This is a genomic window from Anaerotruncus sp. AF02-27 (assembly GCF_003465835.1).
GTDB classification, from domain to species: domain Bacteria; phylum Bacillota; class Clostridia; order Oscillospirales; family Ruminococcaceae; genus Anaerotruncus; species Anaerotruncus rubiinfantis.
The window spans coordinates 13,973-32,578 of sequence record NZ_QSBX01000015.1; the positions used below are offsets into that span (position 1 = coordinate 13,973).

Sequence of the window (18,606 nt, forward strand, 5' to 3'; positions counted from 1 at the left end):
TTTGCGGTATTATATATGATATATTGGTTTATTATGCTTTTGGGAAAAAGCACGCGCAGTTTCTTTTACCGCTGGAGGTCCGGCGGAGAACAAGGAGGACACATGAGCGATCATGACGAGTTCGAGAGCCTGATCAAAAGCTTCAAGCTGGACGACGTGGAATCGCCGGCACAGCCGGCAGAGCCCGCGCGGCAACAGAGGCGGCAGGCCTTTAACTATGATGAAGATAGCAGGCGCTATACCGCAGCGCGCCAGGCGCATGGCGCGGGTCAGGCGGGTGCGCAGCCGGCGCGCCGGCAGACGGTCGCGGTGCCGCGTCCCCGCGCTTCGGAAGGGCAGCAGGCTCCGCCGCCTTCCGGCCGCGACGAAAAAAAACGCAACTTTCAGGTGAAGATTGACGACAGTGAGTTTTATGAGCCCTCGGAGCCGTCTGTTCAGCCGTCCTATGGCGGTGGCGGCGGCCGCCGGGGAGGACGGCGTAACGGCGATGACGATGGGGACCGGTCAGGCGGCGCGGGCCGTTGGTTCAAGGCGCTGCTGGTTCTGATTGTGGTGCTGGCTGTTTCGGTGTTCCTCGCGATGTTCGCGCTGCAGAGCGCGAGCGATCTGTTCGGTCTGAACAAGCCTGACAGCCCGGTTGAATTGGAGCTGCCGGATAACCTTTCGATGTCTGAAGTGGCTTCGCTGCTCAAAGAGAAAGGGGTCATCACCCAGCCGCTGACCTTTCAGGTCTACGCGGGCTTGAAAAACAAGGCGGAGAGCTTTATCCCCGGCACCTATATGCTCAATACCAATATGAGCTACGATGAAATCATGCGTGATTTCAGGAGCGGCAATATCAAACGCGTCGAAGTCACGGTCATGTTTCCGGAGGGCATGACCCTCAGCGATATGGCGAACCGCCTGGAGGAGAACAACGTCTGTAAGGCGGAGGATCTCTATGAATACCTGGAAGAGAGCGACTTCCCCTGGGAATACAAATTCCTGGAGCAGGTTCCGGAGGACGAGAACCTCTTTAGGCGCTGGGAGGGTTATTTCTTCCCGGACACCTACATCTTCTATGAGGAGATGAGTCCGTCGGCCGTCACCCAGCGGTTCTTCGCGAACTTTAACAACAAAATGACCGACAAGCTCTATGAGCGGATGGACGAGCTCGGCATGTCCCTTTCGGATACGATCACCCTGGCCTCGGTCATCCAGCGTGAAGCGGGGCTCGGCGAGGACATGGTCGGTGTTTCGATGGTGTTCCACAACCGCTTGGCAGAGGGCAGCCCGCTGCCGATGCTACAGTCGGACGTCACCCGAGATTATGTCAACAACTATATTAAGCCGTTCCTGCCGGATGCGGTCAACAAGGAGGCCAACCCGGATCTTACCGACCCGAATCAGGCGATGTATGACGCGTACAACACCTACGTCCGCCAGGGGCTTCCGGTCGGCCCGGTTTGCAATCCGGGCATGGCCGCGATTGAGGCGGCACTGCAGTTGCCGGTGGAGACGCTGGACGGCACCTTCAAGAATTACGAGGACTACGCGAACTACTACTACTTTGTCACCGACGAGGCGGGCGAATATTATTATGCGGCCACCCTGGACGAGCACAACCAGAACGTTGCGGCGGCCGCGCAGAATGGCGAGGTGCACGGCACCGACGTCACCACAGAGGAGGTTCCGACCTGATTGGAGCAGGGAATTTCCAATGTGAATAAACTGGAGCTGTTAGCGCCCGCGGGCGACTGGGAACGCCTGGAGGCCGCGGTGCGCTACGGCGCGGACGCGGTCTACCTGGGCGGCACCATCTTTGGGATGCGCGCGACGCCTGCAAATTTCAGCCCGCAGGCACTTGCGGACGGGGTGAAATTCGCGCATGAAAATGGCGTGCGGGTCTACCTGACCTGCAACACCTTGCCCACAAATGAAGAAGCGATCCAGCTGCCCGGATTTCTGTGCATGGCACGGGAGGCGGATGTGGACGCGCTGATCGTGGCGGATTTGGGCGTGCTGGCCGAATGCAGGCGGGTCGTCCCGGAGATTCCGGTGCACATTTCCACCCAGGCTGGGGTCATGAGCTACCTGTCCGCGCGGGCTTTTTATGAGCTCGGCGCGTCGCGGGTAGTTTTGGCACGGGAACTTTCCCTTCCCGAAATCCGTGAAATCCGTGATAAAACCCCGCCGGAGCTCGAAATCGAAGCGTTTGTGCATGGGGCGATGTGCATGTCGGTTTCGGGCCGGTGCCTGCTCAGCAATTACCTTGTTGGGCGGGATGCAAACCGTGGGGAATGCGCCCAGCCTTGTCGGTGGGGATACCATCTCATGGAAGAAAAACGGCCCGGGCTGTATTTTCCCGTGTTCGAGGATGAGCGGGGAAGCTATATCCTGAATGCAAAGGATCTCTGTATGGTCGATCATATCCGGGAGCTTGCGCAGGCGGGAATTTCTTCGTTGAAAATCGAAGGACGCGCAAAATCCGCCTATTATGTAGCGGTCGTAACAAATGCTTATCGCGGCGCGATAGACGCATATGAGCGCGACCCAAAAGGCGACCCTCCGGCATGGGTTCTGGAGGAAGTGCGCAAGGTGAGCCACCGGGAATATTCCACCGGTTTTTATTTCGGCCGGCCTGACCAATTTTATGAGAACGCGGGCTATATCCGTGAATGGGATGTGGTCGCTGTGGTGGACGGCTGGGAAGACGGAAAGCTCTATGTCACAGAGCGCAATCGTTTTTCCGTCGGCGACGCGGTGGAAGCGATGATCCCGCGCGGCGAACCGGCAGCGTTTCGGATCGGCGCAATCTACGACCCGGAGGCGGGCTTGGTGGAAAACGCCCGCCATCCGATGCGGCGGGATATGATCCCTTATGACAGTCCCCTTCCTATCGGGACGATGATCCGGCGGGAAGTCACGAAATTATAAAAATGCGAGGTTATGCGATATGTCTGGACATTCCAAATGGGCAAACATCAAACGGAAAAAAGAAAAGACCGACGGCCAGCGCGCCAAGATCTTCACCAAGATCGGCCGCGAAATTACCGTTGCCGCGCGCGAGGGTGGCGCCGATCCGGCGAACAACTCGAAGCTGGCCACCCTGATCGCCAAGGCGAAGGCGAACAATGTCCCGAATGACAACATTGAGCGCCTACTCAAGAAGGCCGGGGACAGCAAGGAAAACTACGAGGAGATTACATACGAGGGATACGGTCCCTCGGGTGTGGCCGTTATCGTGGAAACCCTGACTGACAACCGCAACCGCACGGCGGGCGACCTGCGGCATTATTTTGATAAATGCGGCGGCAACCTCGGCCAGAATGGCAGCGTCGCGTTTCTGTTCGATCGCAAGGGTATGATCTACATCCAGAACGAGGACAACAAAATCGAAGAAGAAAAGGCGATGGACGACGCGTTTGAAGCGGGCGCCGCCGACTTCAATTATGAGGATGAGATGATCACCATCACGACCGAACCGAACGATGTTGCAAAGGTAGCGGGCGCGCTGGAAGGCCTGGGCTACACCTATGAGTCGGCCGAGGTCGAATATCTGCCGATGACCAAGGTGCAGATCACCGACGAGGAGCTCGTCCAGAAGATGGAGAAACTTCTCGACATGTTCGACGACAACGACGATGTCCAGAACGTCTATCACAACTGGGATGCCCCCGAAGAAGATGACGAGGACTAAATACGCGCCGTCCGAATCAAACGTTTCGATCAAACCTTTTCAAAGGTTTGCGGGTTTTCAGGGCGGAGCCCTGAGCCGCCCGCCGCGGCGGGCGGAATCTTTTTCCTGAGAAACGGTTTTTGGTTCTTTTTTCAAGACAAAAAGAACAGGGCCTGCTGCAAATTGCATCACCATGCAATTTGCAGCAGGCCCTGTGTGCGTTTCGGGGGCTATTTCACGTTGGCCGGATGGCCGTCCAGGAAAGCGAGGACGTTGTCAAAGACGATCTTCGCGCGGCGGCTCATCGATTCCTGCGACGCGTAAGCGATGTGCGGGGTCGCCAGCACGTTCGGAGCGGAGAGCAGCGGATGGTCGGTTGCAAGCGGCGGCTCGGTTTCAAACACGTCGATTGCCGCGCCGGCAAGCTTTCCGTTTGTGAGCGCGTCTGCGACGGCCTGCGTGTCCACCACGCCGCCGCGTGCCGCGTTGACGAGGATCGCGCCCTTTTTCAGGCCCGCCAGCTCCTTTTGGCCGATCAGCCCTTTGGTTTCGGCATTCATTGGGCAGTGCAGCGAGATCACGTCCGCCTGTGCCATCAGGTCGGGCAGGGGAACGTATTTTACATAGTCCGGGACATCCTTTTTGCGCGGAGCATAGGCGATGACACGGCAGCCGAAGGCATGGCAGAGCTTTGCGACCGAAAGGCCAATCGCACCGGTGCCGACGATACCGACCGTTTTACTGCCGAGCTCGGTTCCAAGCTCCGGGCAGGCGGCGAGCCCACCACGGCAGCGGGCTTCATTCTCGCGCACCTTGCGCAGCAGGGAGATCATCATGCCGATGGTGAGCTCCGCGACAGTGGAGGTGGAATATCCGGCCGCGTTGCAGACGGTGACGCCCAGGGATTTGGCTTTCTGCACGTCAACATGGTCGATCCCGGTGAAGGCGATGTCGATCATCTTGAGGTTTTTGCACGACTCGATCACTTCGGCCGTAAGCGGCATATTTGCGATCATCACGATGTCCGCGTTTTGGGCCTGTTTTTTCTGTTCCTCAACGCTGCTGCGTTGGTAGGCGGTGAAGGTGCAGCCGCGGTCGGTGAGCGGCTTTACGAGCTGCGCAAGCTCCTCCTCGGGGATTTTGAGCGATTCCAGCAATACGACTTCCATGATGTAATCCTCCCTGTCATTTTTTCGGGGCCTGCCAAAATCTTTCCTGTTTCCAGTATAGATTATGGAGCCGTTTTGTCAATAGATTCTTCCCACAACAGGCGGAGAACGGACCGTGCGCCGTTTTTGTAGCTCTCCTCTACGGCGAGCGCTTGCAGGAGATCATAGTCGTCGCAGACACGCATCAAAAGTTTTCGTCGCGGTTTATCGAGCGTTTGTTTCAAAAGTTGCAGGTTGCAGCTAAGCCGGGCCAAGATCTGCCGGAGTTCCATTGTAAAGCCTCTTTTCCCCAGGTATAACATTGCGGGTGCGAGAAACCCGCTCAATCTGTTAATTGTATAATTCGACAAAAAAGGTGCTGAAATTTCAGCACCTTTTTTGTATTGGAAAATAAAAGCTCTTGCTTTTTCCACCGGATGCAAGTATAATAAAGTAAAAGTGGTGAAAAGTGGTTAAGAGTGGGGAAGATTTGCCTCGGGTGGGGAGCTTCCCTCAAAAAGGGGTGAGAAAATGCTCACAGGACAATACGCGCACAGCCTCGACGCAAAGGGCCGCGTGAACTTCCCGGCCAAACTGCGCGAAGAACTTGGCGAGCATTTCGTGATCACCCGCGGGCTTGACAACTGCCTTTTCGTCTACTCCATGCAGGAGTGGAAGTTGCTCGCGGACAAGCTCCATGAGCTGCCGATCAGCAAATCCGCTCCGCTCAACCGCTTTTTCTTTGCGGGCGCCGCCGAAGTCGAACCGGACAAACAGGGCAGGGTGCTCCTGCCGGCGCATCTGCGCGAATATGCCGGGCTTGACCGTGATGTGACCATTGCCGGCGTCAGCAACCGCGCTGAAATCTGGGACACCGCCCGCTGGGAGCAGCAGAACCTGCTGCTCACCTCCGATTCCATTGCCTGTGCAATGGACGAATTGGGGTTCTAAGCCATGGAAGAAAAAGATTTTCAGCATGTTTCGGTGCTGCTTAATGAGTGCATTGAAGGGCTCGATATCAAACCGGACGGCGTTTATGTCGACGGAACGGCGGGCGGCGCGGGCCATTCCCGTGAGATTGCAAAGCGTCTCACGACCGGCCGCCTGATCGCCATTGACAAGGACCCGGACGCGGTCGCTGTGGCGGCGGAACGTCTGCGGCCATATCCATGCGCGCAGGTGGTGCAAAGCGATTTTTCTGAGATGTGCGAGGTGCTTTCCCGCCTTGGAATTGAGGCGGTGGATGGCATCCTGCTCGATCTGGGGGTTTCCTCCTTCCAGCTCGACACACCGGACCGCGGCTTTTCCTATATGCACGACGCGCCGCTCGACATGCGTATGAGCAAGGCCGGCCTTTCGGCTTATGATGTGGTCAACGGCTACGATTTCCGGGAGCTCTGCCGGGTATTCCGCGAATACGGCGAGGAAAAGTTCGCTCCCTTAATTTCAAAAAACATCCTTAAAATACGGGAATTTCATCCTATTTCCTCAACCGGGGAGCTTGTGGAAATTATCCGCAGAGCGATCCCGGCAAAAGCGCAGCGCGAAAGCGGGGGGCATCCCGCCAAGCGCGTATTCCAGGCGATCCGCATAGAGGTGAACGGGGAACTCTCCAGCCTGTCGGTTTTCCTCGACAATGCGTTCGCCACCTTACGCCCAGGCGGGCGCATGGTGATCATCACCTTCCATTCACTGGAAGACAGGATGGTCAAGCAGCGTTTTGCAGCGTACTGCAAGGGCTGCACCTGCCCGCCCGATTTTCCTGTCTGCGTCTGCGGAAAAAAGCCGCAGGGCGCGTTGGTAAACCGCAAACCCATTGAAGCGGGCGAAGCGGAAATAGCGGCCAACAGCCGCAGCAAAAGCGCAAAACTGCGCATCATCGAAAAACTTTAAAGGAGGAAGATGGCTTTGCAAACGCGTTATATCATTGGCACAAGTTCCGCTGCCTACGATCTCAAACGCTTTGAAACCAAACCCCGCGTACGCGTCAGAAAGCCTGCCCTCGTGGTGAAACGCCCCAGCGAACAGGCCCGCGCCAAAGCAAAGGTCATGTACGCGGTGAAGGTGGTCGCGGCACTTTCTTTGGTCGCTCTGGTCGTGGTCACAATGCTTTACAGCCGCGCGGTCCTCACCGAGCTGGATCTGCAGATCAGCCAGGCGAATGCGAATCTCACCGAAATGAAGAGCGAACAGACCAGGCTGGCGGCGGAACTGGAATCGAAGGTTTCGCTGCGCAATGTTGAGGAATATGCTTCTCAGAAGCTGGGGATGTCCACGATGGACAAGCAGCAGATCACCTATGTGGACCTGAGCGAAGGGGACAAGATCGAATTGACCCAGCAGTCGCCGAAAAAGACCCTCCTCGACCAGATCCGTCTGGCAATTGCGAAAGTGAAGGAATACATCCCGCAAGAGTAAAATATACATTTGAATATACGTATGGCGTGAAAGCAAGAAGCATAAAAGGGATGTGTAAAGCCCGCTATACTTCTTGCTTTCCTCACTTTCGGGATTTCAGGCGACAACATTCTACAGAAAGAACTGGTATCATATTATGGCAAAAACGCCCGGCTACCGCATGAAAAGCCGCATGATCATCGTCCTGGTGGGCATGATTGTATTTGGCTTTTGCGTGGTTTTGCACCAGCTTTTTAAATTGCAGATCATCGAAGGCGACGCGCTCCAGAACGCGGCGCTCCAGCAGCAGCTGCGGTCACAGGAGATCGGCGCGAAGCGCGGCGCGATCTACGACGCAAACGGCAAGACCCTTGCGGAGAGCGCGAATGTCTGGACGGTGTGCGTTTCGCCGGCGTCGATTACAAGCGAAACGCAGGCGGATGCGATTGTCGATGGCATGACCAAGATTCTGGGCCTCGATGAGGAATATGTCCGCAAAAAGATTTCTAATAAAAAAAGCTATTACGAACGCATCAAGACCAAGGTGGAAAAGCCCGAGGCGGACGCGATCACCAAGTATGTGCAGGAGAACGGCATCGGCGGCGTTTCGCTTGAGGTGGATACCCGACGTTATTACCCCTATGGGAATTTTGCCGCTACCGTGCTCGGATTCACCAATAAGGAGAATAAAGGCGGTGCCGGGCTGGAATCTTATTACGAGAAAACCCTGGCCGGTACGCCTGGCCGCACCGTTTCACTCCGGAACGCGGGCGGCGTTTCGATGTCGCTGCAGTATGAGCAGGTCTATGACCCGCAGGACGGAAATTCGCTCGTGCTGACCATCGACGAGACGATCCAGCATTATCTCGAAAAGAACCTGGAGATCGCGGTGCAGGAGCATAAGGTGGAGGAGCGCGCGGTCGGAATTGTGATGGATGTCAAAACCGGCGCCATCCTGGGGATGGCGACCAAACCGGATTTTGATCCGAACGACGCCTATGCCATCTTCGACCAGGCGGCGCTGGAGGAGCTTGAAGAGCTCAATACGGTTGAAACCAAGGAGCAATACAAGAAGGCGGTTGGGGACGCGCAGTTCGCCCAGTGGCGCAACAAAGCCATCTCAGACCCGTATGAGCCGGGGTCGGTCTTTAAGATCATCACCGCGGCGGGCGCGCTCGAATCCGGGACTTCAAATGCGAATAGCACCTTCTACTGCCCGGGATATAAAGAAGTTGCGGGCCGCCGGATCGACTGCTGGATTTCCAGCCGCGGCGAAGGACACGGCCAGCAAAATTTTGTGGAAGCGGTCAAAAATTCCTGTAACCCCGCTTTCATTGAGATTGGACAAAAGATGGGCGTGACCCGGTTCTCGGACTATTTTGCGAATTTCGGACTCACCGAAGGCACTGGCATTGACCTGCCCGGCGAGGCGAACAGCATTTACTATCCGGCTAACAAGATGGGCATCGCGGAGCTTTCATCCGCGTCGTTTGGGCAGACCTTCAAGGTCACCCCAATTCAGCTGATTACGGCGGCTTCGGCTGCCATCAACGGCGGCAAACTCATGCAGCCGTATGTGGTCAAACAGGTGATCGACAGCCAGGGCAACGTCGTCTCCACCACCGAGCCGACCGTCAAGCGGCAGGTCATCTCGGAGGACATTTCGAAGGAACTCTGCCTGATGCTGGAACAGGTTGTTACCGAAGGCTCCGGTAAACAGGCCCGTATCCCCGGTTACCGGGTGGGCGGAAAAACCGGCACCTCCGAAAAGATCGACTTGGAAAACCAGACTGGAAAAAAGAAAAATATCCTTTCATTTTTGGGCTTCGCGCCGGTGGACGACCCGCAGATTGCCTGCCTTGTGCTGCTTGACGAACCCGATCTTATCAATGCGTACGGTTCGACCGTTGCGGCGCCGGTTGTCGGTTCCATTCTGGCGGATGTGCTGCCATATGTCGGCATCGAGCCGCAGTACACCCAGGAGGAACTGGAGAACGTTGCTACCCAGACCCCGAATGTAACCAATCTCGACATCCACGACGCGGAATCGGTCCTGCGTATCGCGGGCCTCAAATTCCAGACCATCGGCAGCGGAACGACCGTTGTGCGGCAGGTGCCCGGCATTATGGAAGCGATCCCGAAGGATGGCAAAGTCATGCTCTATACCGAGGAGGAATCCGAAGAGGGCGATGTGACGGTGCCGGATGTCGTGGGCCTGAGCGGGGCGGCGGCCAACAAGGCGATCGTCGACGCGGGGCTCAACTTCGCGGCCAGCGGGACCGGAATCGAAGGCTCGGTGAGTGTGGCGGCGTCCCAGACCCCGGCGGCGGGAGAACTGGTCGCCAAGGGTACGGTCGTCACCGTCGAGTTTATTGACAAATCCCTGGGTGGATGAAGAGAAGCCCGGCGCGTAAATAAATACGGGAGGCGATATGAATGCGTTTATCCGTGCTGCTGCAGGGGCTTGACTATGTGGGCCAGCTCCAGGACTATGAAATCAGCGGCGTGACAGCCGATTCCAGACAGATTGAAAAAGGGAATCTTTTTATCTGCATCAAAGGCGGCAAATTCGACGGCCACGACCATGCGGTCGAAGCGCTTGCCGCCGGTGCGGCAGCGGTTGTCGTACAGCGGGACCTGGGCCTCGAAAACCAGGTGATTGTCCCGGACAGCCGCTATGCCTATGGGGCAATCTGCGGGAACTGGTATGGGAATCCCGCGCAAAAACTCACGCTGATCGGTGTGACCGGGACCAACGGCAAGACGACAGTTACCAACATGTTAAAGCACATCCTTGAATCCGCGGGCAAAAAGGTGGGGCTCATCGGCACCATTCAAAATGAGATCGCGGACATCACTCTGCCCGCCAAACACACCACTCCCGATCCGCTCGCACTGCACAGCATGCTCGACCGGATGGTCCGGGCAGGCTGCGACTGTGTTGTAATGGAGTGCTCTTCCCATGCGCTCGACCAGAAACGGCTGGCGGGACTGCACTATAAAGTAGCGATTTTCACCAACCTCACGCAGGACCACCTCGACTACCATCATGACATGGAGAACTACTACCACGCGAAGAAGAAGCTCTTCTCGATGTGTGATACGGCTGTCGTAAATCTGGACGACGCCTATGGCGCGCGGCTGTTTGAAGAGATCGGCTGTGACAAGATTTCTTTCTCAGCCGGCAACGACGCCGCGGATTACACCGCAAAGAACATCGAATCCTTCCCGGACTGCAGCAAATTCATGCTGGTGGGCGGGGAAAAACTCGCGCGGGTCAAACTGCCGATCCCCGGGGATTTTTCGGTTTCCAACGCGCTGGCCGCCGGGGTCGCGTGTCTGCCGCTGGGGCTCAGCCTCGATGAGGTGGCAAACGGCCTTTGCACCTGCCGCGGTGTGGTTGGGCGGATTGAAGTGCTTCCTGTCGGGCTGCCGTTCACGATCATCCGTGACTATGCGCACAGCCCGGATGGTCTTGAGAAGATTATTACCACTATGAAGAAGTTTGCAAAGGGCCGGGTGGTGACCCTGTTTGGCTGCGCGGGCAACCGCGACCGCACCAAGCGGAAGATCATGGCGGATATTGTTGCGTCGCTCTCGGATTTCGTGATCCTCACGTCGGATAACCCACGCGATGAGGATGAGATGCAGATCATCGGGGACGCGATGCCTGGGCTCGACGCCCATCCGGATACGCCCCATGAGATCATACCCGACCGTTACAAAGCGATCGAATGGGCGCTCGACAACTGCCGCCCGGACGACATCCTGATCCTGGCGGGAAAGGGCCATGAGGACTACCAGGTGCTGCACGGCGAGACGATCTGCTTCGATGAAAAGAAGATCGTCGCGGAGATCCTGGAACGAAAACGAAAGGGGTAATCCCTATTGGAAGCTATGACCATGCGGCAGATTGCCGCAGCAATCGGTGCCCTAGGCGAATGGGACGGGGTGATTACCGATCTCTCGACCGATTCGCGCGACCTGCCGGAGGGTTGCCTTTTTGTAGCGCTCACGGGTGAACGTTTTAACGGCCACGATTATATCACGCAGGCGCTCGCGGGCGGCGCGGCCTATGCTGTCGCGCACGAGCGCCGGGATTATGGCAGTGACCGCGTGCTCTATGTGGAGGATACCGAGAAGGCCCTCATGGCCATTGGCCGCGCCTACCGCGCGATGTTTTCCGTGCGGTGTGTCGGGATCACCGGCAGTGTGGGAAAAACGACGACCAAGGACATGGTCGCGGCGGTGATCGCGGCGGGCTACAAGACCCTTAAGACGGCAGGCAACTTCAACAATGAGATTGGCCTGCCGAAAACCCTGCTTGGGCTCGACCGCAGCTATGAGGCGGCAGTCATCGAGATGGGCATGCAGGGAATGGGAGAAATTGAGGCGCTCGCGGCGGTGGCCCAGCCGACCGTCGGGATCATCACCAACATCGGCGTGAGCCACATCGAACAGCTCGGCAGCCGGGAGAATATCTGCAAAGCAAAGCTCGAACTTGCGGGGGCGCTGCCGGACGGCGCGCCGCTCATCCTCTGCGGGGACGACGATCTGCTCTCCCAGGTAAAAATCCCCCGGCTTGATCTGCGGTTTTACGGCATTGAGAATCCCGCCTGCGATTACACCGCCCGCGATATCCGCGCGGATTCGACCGAAACCGCGTTCATTCTGTGTTATAACGGTAAGGAACTGCCTGTACGCATCCCGTGCGTCGGGCGGCACAACGTCTTAAACGCGCTGGCGGCGTTCGCCGCCGGGCACGCGCTCGATATCCCTCCGGAAGACTGCGCGGCGGCTCTGCAAAATTATGCGCCATCCGGTATGCGCCAAAAGATCGTGGCGTGGAAGGGCTGCACAGTGGTGGAGGACTGCTACAACGCCTCGCCCGACTCGATGCGCGCCGCTTTGCAAACGCTTGGAGCCTATCCCTGTGAAGGCAGGCGGATCGCCGTGCTGGGAGACATGCTGGAACTTGGAGAGATCTCCGAGGCGGCGCATATCGGGATCGGCCGCTGTGCGGAAGAAAATGGAATCGATCTCCTGCTTGCGTACGGACCGCTGGCGCGGTATTATGTGGAAGGCGCCAAAGCGGCCGGCGGGAAGATCGACGCCCGCCATTTTGAAACAAAAGGCGCGTTGCTTGACGCGCTCATGCAAAAGCTCGGGGCCGGGGCGGTCATCTGGTTCAAAGCAAGCCATGGAATGCATTTTGAAGAGCTTCTGCAAGGACTGTACAGTGAGGAGAACGACAAAATATGCAAAACACAACCGTGTTGATACTTACCACCCTGGTCGCGTTTTTTGTTTCGGCCGCGCTGGGGATTGTGTTGATTCCGTTTCTGCGCCGGCTTAAATATGGCCAGACGATCCTGGACATCGGTCCCGCGTGGCATAAAAAGAAACAGGGAACCCCGACTATGGGCGGCATAATGTTCGTAATCGGTGTTACAATAGCTGTTGTGGTCGGCTACGCCACCCTGCTGCTCTCCGACCAGGCAATGCGGATCGATTCGATGGGGACGATCAAGCTGTTCGCCGGAATGGTGATGGCGCTTGCGTTTGGGGCGGTGGGCTTTCTGGACGACTATATCAAGGTCGTGAAGAAGCGAAACCTCGGACTGACCGCCCGCCAGAAATACCTGATGCAGCTGATCATCGGGGTATTTTACCTGTCGATGCTCTACCTTGCGGGCGAACGGTCAACGGTGGTGGTGATCCCGTTTATCGGGCAGCTTGACCTGGGGCTTCTTTATTACCCGCTTGCAATGATTGTGATCACTGGTTTTGTAAACGCGGTCAATCTGACTGACGGCATCGACGGGCTGGCTTCCTCGGTCACCTTTGTCTATGCGCTTGTCATGCTGGTGATTTCCGGCGTGCTCAGCTACGCGCAGGCGGGGCTCATGTCCGCGGCGCTCGCGGGCGGAACGCTCGGCTTTCTGGTGTGGAACTTCTATCCGGCAAAGGTGTTCATGGGGGACACCGGCTCGCTTTTTCTGGGCGGACTGGTGGTGGCGCTTGCGTTCGACGTGGGACTGCCACTGCTGCTCATCCTCACCGGCGTGGTCTACTGGTGCGAAGCCTTTTCGGTCATGCTGCAGGTGACCTACTTCAAGCTGACCCACGGCAAACGCATCTTCAAAATGAGCCCGATCCATCATCACTTCGAGATGTCGGGCTGGAGTGAGATCAAGATTGTCAGCGCTTTTTCCCTGGTGGCGCTGGCGGGCGGCATTCTGGCAATTTTTTCGGTAATGCTGCTTTAAAAACCGGGCTTTAAACTATGAAAGGGGGCGTACGATGGAACGTGCACAGCCGTTTGGCCGGGCAGGCAAGAAGGCGCGGGTAAAAACCGAAAAGGCCGGGATGGACCTTACCTTTTTGATTCTGGTCCTGCTGCTGCTTTCGATCGGGCTGATCATGCTGTTTTCAGCGAGCTACGCCTATGCATATTACCACGACGGGAACAGCTTCTATTACATTTCCCGCCAGCTCTTTTTCGCAATTGTGGGCGTGATCATGATGCTGATCATCTCAAGGATCGATTACCATATTCTGCACCGGCTGGCGCTCCCGATCTTCGCGGGCACCATCTTCCTGCTCATCTTCGCGCTTGTTTTTCCATACCGGTCAGACGCAAAACGCTGGATCAACCTTGGATTTACCACTTTCCAGCCGTCCGAGCTTGCAAAATTTGCGCTTGTGGTACTGTTTGCCCACCTGATTTCAATCAACTACGAAAAAATGAAGGACCCGAAATACGGCGTCTGGCCTTTTTTGGGAATCATGGGCGTGATCGCGTTGCTCATGCTGCTTGAGCCGCATCTGTCCGGCACCATCCTGATCGTTTCGATCGGCATCGTTATGATGTTTGTCGGCGGCACCGATATCAAATGGTTCATGCTGGGCGGAGGCCTGCTCATCGGCGGCATCATCGTCATGGTCCTCATACCAGGCGTGGTCGAATACGCGGAATCACGATTTATCTACTGGATCAACCCATGGGACGCGCCGCAGGGCGCGGGTTACCAGACCATCCAGTCCCTTTACGCGATCGGTTCGGGCGGGCTTATGGGGGTCGGCATCGGCAATTCCCGCCAAAAGCACCTCTATCTGCCGGAACCGCAGAACGATTTCGTTTTCTCGGTTGTCTGTGAGGAACTTGGTTTCATCGGCGCGGCGATCATCATCCTGATCTTTGTGCTGCTTGTCTGGCGCGGCTATGTCATTGCGATGCGCTGCCGCGACCGGTTCGGCTCGATGCTCTCGGTTGGACTCACCACCCAGGTCGGCGTGCAGACAATCCTCAATATTGCGGTTGTCAGCAATACCGTCCCCAACACCGGCATCAGTTTGCCGTTCTTTTCCTATGGAGGTACGGCGCTGGTTATGTTACTATGTCAGATGGGGGTTATCCTTTCGGTCTCGCGGCAGTCGAGCATCGAGAAAGAGTAGAACACGCAAAAAGCCTGCGGATTCCTCCACAGGCTTTGGCGCATCCCGATACTGGACGGCAAAACATCAGCAATGGAGGGCTTTGACAGCATGAAAATCCTTTTTGCCTGCGGCGGCACGGCGGGACATATCAATCCCGCGATCGCTGTTGCGAACTTTATAAAAGCCCGCCAGCCAAACGCGGAGATTCTCTTTGCGGGAAACCCAAAGGGGATGGAAGCGCGCCTGGTGCCGAACGCCGGCTTTGATTTCTTCCCGATTGAGATCATGGGTTTTCAGCGTCAGCTCAACTGGTTCAACATCAAATATAATGTGAAAGCGGTGGGCTGCCTTGCGCTTTCCTGGGGCCGCTCCAAACGGCTGATCCAGCAGTTTGGCCCGGATATCATTGTGGGGACCGGCGGTTATGTCAGCGGCCCGATTCTGCGCGAGGGCGCGAGGCTCGGGATTAAAACGGTCACGCATGAATCAAACGCGTTCCCCGGCGTGACGACAAAAATCCTTGCCCGCACCGCGGACAAGGTGCTCATCTCGGTGGAGGAGGCCAAACGTTTCCTGCCAGCGGGCCGTGAATATATCGTCACTGGAAATCCGGTGCGCGAACAGATCATCTTTGCAAACCGTGAAAAGGCGCGGCAAAAGCTTGGCCTGCGGGAAGGGCAGATCTGCCTCGTGTCCTTTGGAGGAAGCCTTGGCGCGCGGCGTGTGAACGAAGCGGTCGCCGGGCTGATGGCCTGGGAACAGCACCGCGGCGGCATCTACCATATCCATGCGACCGGCTCTTATGAAAAAGACCGCTTCCCGCAGCTGCTCGAGGCCGCGGGCGTCGATGCGAAAGCCCCCGGGCTGGATGTGCGCGAATATATTAACGACATGCCTGACTGCCTGGCGGCGGCGGACCTGGTCATCTCCCGGTCAGGAGCGATGACCCTGACCGAGCTTGAAGCGAGCGGCACCGCGTCGGTGCTCATCCCGTCTCCCAATGTGGCGGAAAACCATCAGTATCACAACGCGATGGTGCTTTCAGAGCACGACGCGGCTGTGGTGATCGAGGAGAAAGACCTCACCCCAAAACTTCTGCGCGATACAGTGGAATCCCTCTGCGCTGACCCGGCCACTCTCCGGCGGCTGGGGAAAAACGCGCAGTCCATGGCAATTATCGACGCGAACGAACGCATTTATCAGGAGATTACGGGGCTGCTTTCCAAGCCCTGAAAGCCGTTTTTTCAAAAAATGAGACCGTCCCGCCGCGCCGCGGCGGGACATACAGGCGCAAAGCACCCCTTGGCACCCAATTGCATAATATGATTTTGCAAGGGGGTCTCGTACCCTCGTTCTATGCGAAAGGGTGCGTGAAATGGAAAAACTGTTGATCGAAGGCGAAAAACGCCTGGAAGGAACCCTGCGGGTGCACGGGGCGAAAAACTCCGCATTACCGATTCTGGCGGCGACGCTGCTGCCGGGCGACTGTGTCATACATAACTGCCCCCGGCTTACCGACGTCACCGCCGCATGCAATATCCTCGGCGATCTCGGCTGCGACACCCATCGTGAAGGCGACAGTGTCATTGTAGGGCCCTGCCGGGACTGTTCCTGCTGCATCCCCGACGAACTGATGCGCATGATGCGCTCGTCCATTGTTTTTCTCGGCGCGATTATCGCGAAGTGCGGCAAGGCGCGGATTTCCCTGCCGGGCGGATGCGAACTTGGGCCGCGTCCCATCGATCTGCATCTGGCGGCGCTTGAACGGCTCGGAGTCACCATCCGGGAGGATCACGGATACCTCGACTGCCGCGTCGAAAACAAGTTGCGCGGCGCGAAGATTTCGCTGCCGTTCCCCAGCGTCGGCGCAACCGAAAACATCATGATTGCCGCCAGTCTGGCCGAAGGCGAAACGATCGTCAAAAACGCGGCGCGCGAACCGGAAATTTCCGACCTCGCGTCCTTCCTCAATGCCTGCGGCGCCCGGATCCACATCGCCCGCGGCGGCGATGTGCATATTATGGGAGTGCAGAAGCTGCATCCCGCCCATCACCGGGTGATCTCTGACCGGATCGCGGCGGCGACTTACCTTTCCTGCGCGGCGGTCACCGGTGGTGATGTGACTCTGACCGATGTCTGTTCCGAGCACCTTTCAGCGATTCTGCCCTGTTTTGAGGAGATGGGCTGCGACCTCACGGTGCGGCCGGATACGATCCGCATCTGTGCAAAACATCCGCTGCGTGCGCTTGGTTCGGTGCGCACAATGCCGTATCCCGGCTTCCCAACCGACGCGCAGCCTCCGCTGGTCGCGCTGGCAGGCGTGGCGGAAGGCACCAGCGTCTTTATTGAAAATATCTTCGAAAACCGCTACAAATATGTCCCGGAACTGCAGCGCATGGGCGCTGAGATCAAGGTGGAGGGGCGTATCGCGGTGGTGCGGGGCGTGCGGGAACTGCACAGCGCTACCGTCTACTGCACCGACCTGCGCGGCGGCGCGGCGCTCGCGGTGGCCGCTCTGGCGGCGCAGGGTGAAAGCACGCTCTACCAGATTGAACATATTGACCGCGGCTACGAACAGTTTGAACAGAACCTTTCCAATATCGGCGCTTCGATCCGCCGGGAAAGCTGACGGAAAATGAAAACGGAAGTCTAAAAATCCGGAGGAAGTCCCCATGAAGCAAAAGATCCTCTCATTTGGCTCGCCGCGCCGCGCCGCGCCCGACCGGGCGAAGGCGGCGGCCGCGAACAGCCAGCGGCGCAAACGCCGCCGGACCGGGCGGCAGACGCTCAATTACATATTGATCCTGCTCGCGGCGGCCGTGGTCATGGTGGTCCTTTCGCTGACGGTTTTCTTTAAAATCGAAAAGCTGGAGGTCACCGGGACCACGAAATATGCCGTGCAGGAAATCATCGACACCTCCGGCGTCAAAATCGGGGACAACCTGTTTTGTGTGAGTGAGAAGGGCGTGACCAGGCGCCTGGCTGAAAAGTATCCATATGTGGAAGCGGTGAATCTCAAACGGACATTTCCACCGAAGCTGACGATTGAAATCACCCAGGCAAAGGTGCTCGGCGCGGTGGCGTCGGACGACGGATATGTGGTGATCGGGCAGAACGGAAAAATCCTGGAAACGGGTGCGCAGACCCTGCCGGAGGGCACGACCGCGATCACCGGCATGTACCTTTCCGATCATACGGTGGGACGTATCCTGGGCGAGATATCCCAGAAAGGGGAGATCGTCGCGCCGGAGGAACAGTTCGCTTCATCGGAGGAAACGTCCTCCCAGAAGGCGGCGAGTTCCTCGGAAGATGCAAAGGTGGACCCGAAGAAGCTCGATAAGCAGCGCCGCGAACGGGCGGCCACGGTGGAAAAGGACGGGTACGCCATGCTGAAAAGTCTGGTCGATGCGGTTGAAGAAACCGGGTTTGAACGGATCACGCTGGTGGATTTCACCGATCGGCTCAACATGCTGCTTGTTTATGACAACCGTGTGATGATTGAGCTTGGCAGCCAGGCCAACCTTCCCTATAAGCTGAAATTCGCACAAAAAGTGATCGAGGACGAGCTGGAGCCCACTTTCCAGGGAATCCTGGACGTTTCGATCGACAAAGAGGTCTGGGTTGACCCGTGCAGCATCGAACAGGAACTGCAAAAGCGCAGGCTGAACGCGATGAAGGCCGCGCAGGAGGACAGCGGGGAATACAGGCCGCCCGCAAAGGACAGCCCGGAGCTGGAAGTCATACCGGGTTCAGCATCCAGCAGCAAACCTGCTTCATCGGAGGCACAAGCGTCCTCTGCGAGCGAGCCGTCCTCGTCCTTCGACCCTTTGGAAGTGATTCCGAACGACGATATGGAGCAGCCGGAATCCTCCTCTCAGGCGACCTCGGCCGAGCCGCAGAAAGCGGATGAACAGGCATGAGAAGAGGAGAGGGAAATATTCACATTTTGCGTTGGAATCAGGA

Annotated in this window: 16 protein-coding genes; 14 read left to right on the forward strand and 2 right to left on the reverse strand. The window is 57.4% G+C overall.

What is annotated here, in order from left to right:
- Positions 1-102: 102 nt before the first annotated feature.
- Genes mltG through DWV16_RS11920 form a run of 3 tightly spaced genes read left to right on the forward strand, consistent with a single transcriptional unit; the run spans position 103 to position 3,679 of the window.
- A complete protein-coding gene (mltG, locus tag DWV16_RS11910) occupies positions 103-1,680 on the forward strand; it encodes an endolytic transglycosylase MltG (protein ID WP_158572858.1) in 1,578 nt (525 codons plus the stop codon).
- Positions 1,681-2,916 (forward strand): U32 family peptidase, encoded by a 1,236-nt coding sequence (locus DWV16_RS11915; protein ID WP_243007325.1) that lies wholly within the window; start codon positions 1,681-1,683, stop codon positions 2,914-2,916.
- Between the two features lie 19 nt (positions 2,917-2,935).
- A complete protein-coding gene (locus DWV16_RS11920) occupies positions 2,936-3,679 on the forward strand; it encodes a YebC/PmpR family DNA-binding transcriptional regulator (protein ID WP_066453464.1) in 744 nt (247 codons plus the stop codon).
- A 209-nt stretch (positions 3,680-3,888) separates the two neighbouring features.
- On the opposite strand, the gene DWV16_RS11925 is transcribed toward DWV16_RS11920, so the two are convergent.
- Together DWV16_RS11925 and DWV16_RS11930 are read right to left on the reverse strand one after the other, a co-directional pair.
- Positions 3,889-4,827 (reverse strand): NAD(P)-dependent oxidoreductase, encoded by a 939-nt coding sequence (locus DWV16_RS11925; protein WP_066453467.1) that lies wholly within the window; start codon positions 4,825-4,827, stop codon positions 3,889-3,891.
- 62 nt (positions 4,828-4,889) lie between these two features.
- A complete protein-coding gene (locus DWV16_RS11930) occupies positions 4,890-5,099 on the reverse strand; it encodes a hypothetical protein (protein WP_066453469.1) in 210 nt (69 codons plus the stop codon).
- Between the two features lie 238 nt (positions 5,100-5,337).
- On the opposite strand from DWV16_RS11930, the gene mraZ reads away from it, so the two are divergent.
- The 11 genes from mraZ (at position 5,338) to DWV16_RS11985 (ending at position 18,563) form a co-directional block, all read left to right on the forward strand.
- On the forward strand, positions 5,338-5,757 hold the full coding sequence (gene mraZ / locus DWV16_RS11935; protein ID WP_066453473.1) for a division/cell wall cluster transcriptional repressor MraZ: 420 nt from the start codon (positions 5,338-5,340) through the stop codon (positions 5,755-5,757).
- 3 nt (positions 5,758-5,760) lie between these two features.
- Positions 5,761-6,699: a 16S rRNA (cytosine(1402)-N(4))-methyltransferase RsmH gene (gene rsmH, locus DWV16_RS11940; protein WP_118479439.1), complete on the forward strand. Its 939-nt coding sequence runs from the start codon at positions 5,761-5,763 to the stop codon at positions 6,697-6,699.
- Between the two features lie 15 nt (positions 6,700-6,714).
- Positions 6,715-7,224, forward strand: a complete 510-nt coding sequence (locus DWV16_RS11945; protein ID WP_066453477.1) for a hypothetical protein — start codon at positions 6,715-6,717, stop codon at positions 7,222-7,224.
- Positions 7,225-7,360: 136 nt separating this feature from the next.
- The gene (locus tag DWV16_RS11950; protein WP_066453478.1) at positions 7,361-9,598 is read left to right on the forward strand and encodes a penicillin-binding transpeptidase domain-containing protein; all 2,238 of its coding nucleotides are present in this window, start codon (positions 7,361-7,363) and stop codon (positions 9,596-9,598) included.
- 41 nt (positions 9,599-9,639) lie between these two features.
- On the forward strand, positions 9,640-11,085 hold the full coding sequence (locus DWV16_RS11955; protein ID WP_118479441.1) for a UDP-N-acetylmuramoyl-L-alanyl-D-glutamate--2,6-diaminopimelate ligase: 1,446 nt from the start codon (positions 9,640-9,642) through the stop codon (positions 11,083-11,085).
- A 15-nt stretch (positions 11,086-11,100) separates the two neighbouring features.
- A complete protein-coding gene (murF, locus tag DWV16_RS11960) occupies positions 11,101-12,483 on the forward strand; it encodes a UDP-N-acetylmuramoyl-tripeptide--D-alanyl-D-alanine ligase (RefSeq protein WP_118479443.1) in 1,383 nt (460 codons plus the stop codon).
- Entirely contained in the window at positions 12,462-13,472 is a 1,011-nt protein-coding gene (mraY, locus tag DWV16_RS11965) for a phospho-N-acetylmuramoyl-pentapeptide-transferase (RefSeq protein ID WP_066453485.1), read from the forward strand. The genes murF and mraY overlap by 22 nt, the downstream gene beginning before the upstream one ends.
- 34 nt (positions 13,473-13,506) lie before the next feature.
- On the forward strand, positions 13,507-14,661 hold the full coding sequence (gene ftsW / locus DWV16_RS11970) for a putative lipid II flippase FtsW (protein WP_079988019.1): 1,155 nt from the start codon (positions 13,507-13,509) through the stop codon (positions 14,659-14,661).
- Positions 14,662-14,751: 90 nt separating this feature from the next.
- A complete protein-coding gene (murG, locus tag DWV16_RS11975; RefSeq protein WP_066453487.1) occupies positions 14,752-15,876 on the forward strand; it encodes an undecaprenyldiphospho-muramoylpentapeptide beta-N-acetylglucosaminyltransferase in 1,125 nt (374 codons plus the stop codon).
- A 142-nt stretch (positions 15,877-16,018) separates the two neighbouring features.
- On the forward strand, positions 16,019-17,272 hold the full coding sequence (gene murA, locus DWV16_RS11980) for a UDP-N-acetylglucosamine 1-carboxyvinyltransferase (RefSeq protein ID WP_118479445.1): 1,254 nt from the start codon (positions 16,019-16,021) through the stop codon (positions 17,270-17,272).
- A 43-nt stretch (positions 17,273-17,315) separates the two neighbouring features.
- A complete protein-coding gene (locus DWV16_RS11985) occupies positions 17,316-18,563 on the forward strand; it encodes a cell division protein FtsQ/DivIB (protein ID WP_118479447.1) in 1,248 nt (415 codons plus the stop codon).
- Positions 18,564-18,606 lie beyond the last annotated feature (43 nt).

Coding starts and splice junctions, on each gene's coding strand:
- mltG (WP_158572858.1), top strand. CDS start 103: ATGAGCGATCATGACGAGTTCGAGAGCCTGATCAAAAGCTTCAAGCTG.
- DWV16_RS11920 (WP_066453464.1), top strand. CDS start 2,936: ATGTCTGGACATTCCAAATGGGCAAACATCAAACGGAAAAAAGAAAAG.
- DWV16_RS11925 (WP_066453467.1), bottom strand. CDS start 4,827: ATGGAAGTCGTATTGCTGGAATCGCTCAAAATCCCCGAGGAGGAGCTT.
- DWV16_RS11930 (WP_066453469.1), bottom strand. CDS start 5,099: ATGGAACTCCGGCAGATCTTGGCCCGGCTTAGCTGCAACCTGCAACTT.
- mraZ (WP_066453473.1), top strand. CDS start 5,338: ATGCTCACAGGACAATACGCGCACAGCCTCGACGCAAAGGGCCGCGTG.
- rsmH (WP_118479439.1), top strand. CDS start 5,761: ATGGAAGAAAAAGATTTTCAGCATGTTTCGGTGCTGCTTAATGAGTGC.
- DWV16_RS11950 (WP_066453478.1), top strand. CDS start 7,361: ATGGCAAAAACGCCCGGCTACCGCATGAAAAGCCGCATGATCATCGTC.
- DWV16_RS11955 (WP_118479441.1), top strand. CDS start 9,640: ATGCGTTTATCCGTGCTGCTGCAGGGGCTTGACTATGTGGGCCAGCTC.
- murF (WP_118479443.1), top strand. CDS start 11,101: ATGACCATGCGGCAGATTGCCGCAGCAATCGGTGCCCTAGGCGAATGG.
- mraY (WP_066453485.1), top strand. CDS start 12,462: ATGCAAAACACAACCGTGTTGATACTTACCACCCTGGTCGCGTTTTTT.
- ftsW (WP_079988019.1), top strand. CDS start 13,507: ATGGAACGTGCACAGCCGTTTGGCCGGGCAGGCAAGAAGGCGCGGGTA.
- murG (WP_066453487.1), top strand. CDS start 14,752: ATGAAAATCCTTTTTGCCTGCGGCGGCACGGCGGGACATATCAATCCC.
- murA (WP_118479445.1), top strand. CDS start 16,019: ATGGAAAAACTGTTGATCGAAGGCGAAAAACGCCTGGAAGGAACCCTG.
- DWV16_RS11985 (WP_118479447.1), top strand. CDS start 17,316: ATGAAGCAAAAGATCCTCTCATTTGGCTCGCCGCGCCGCGCCGCGCCC.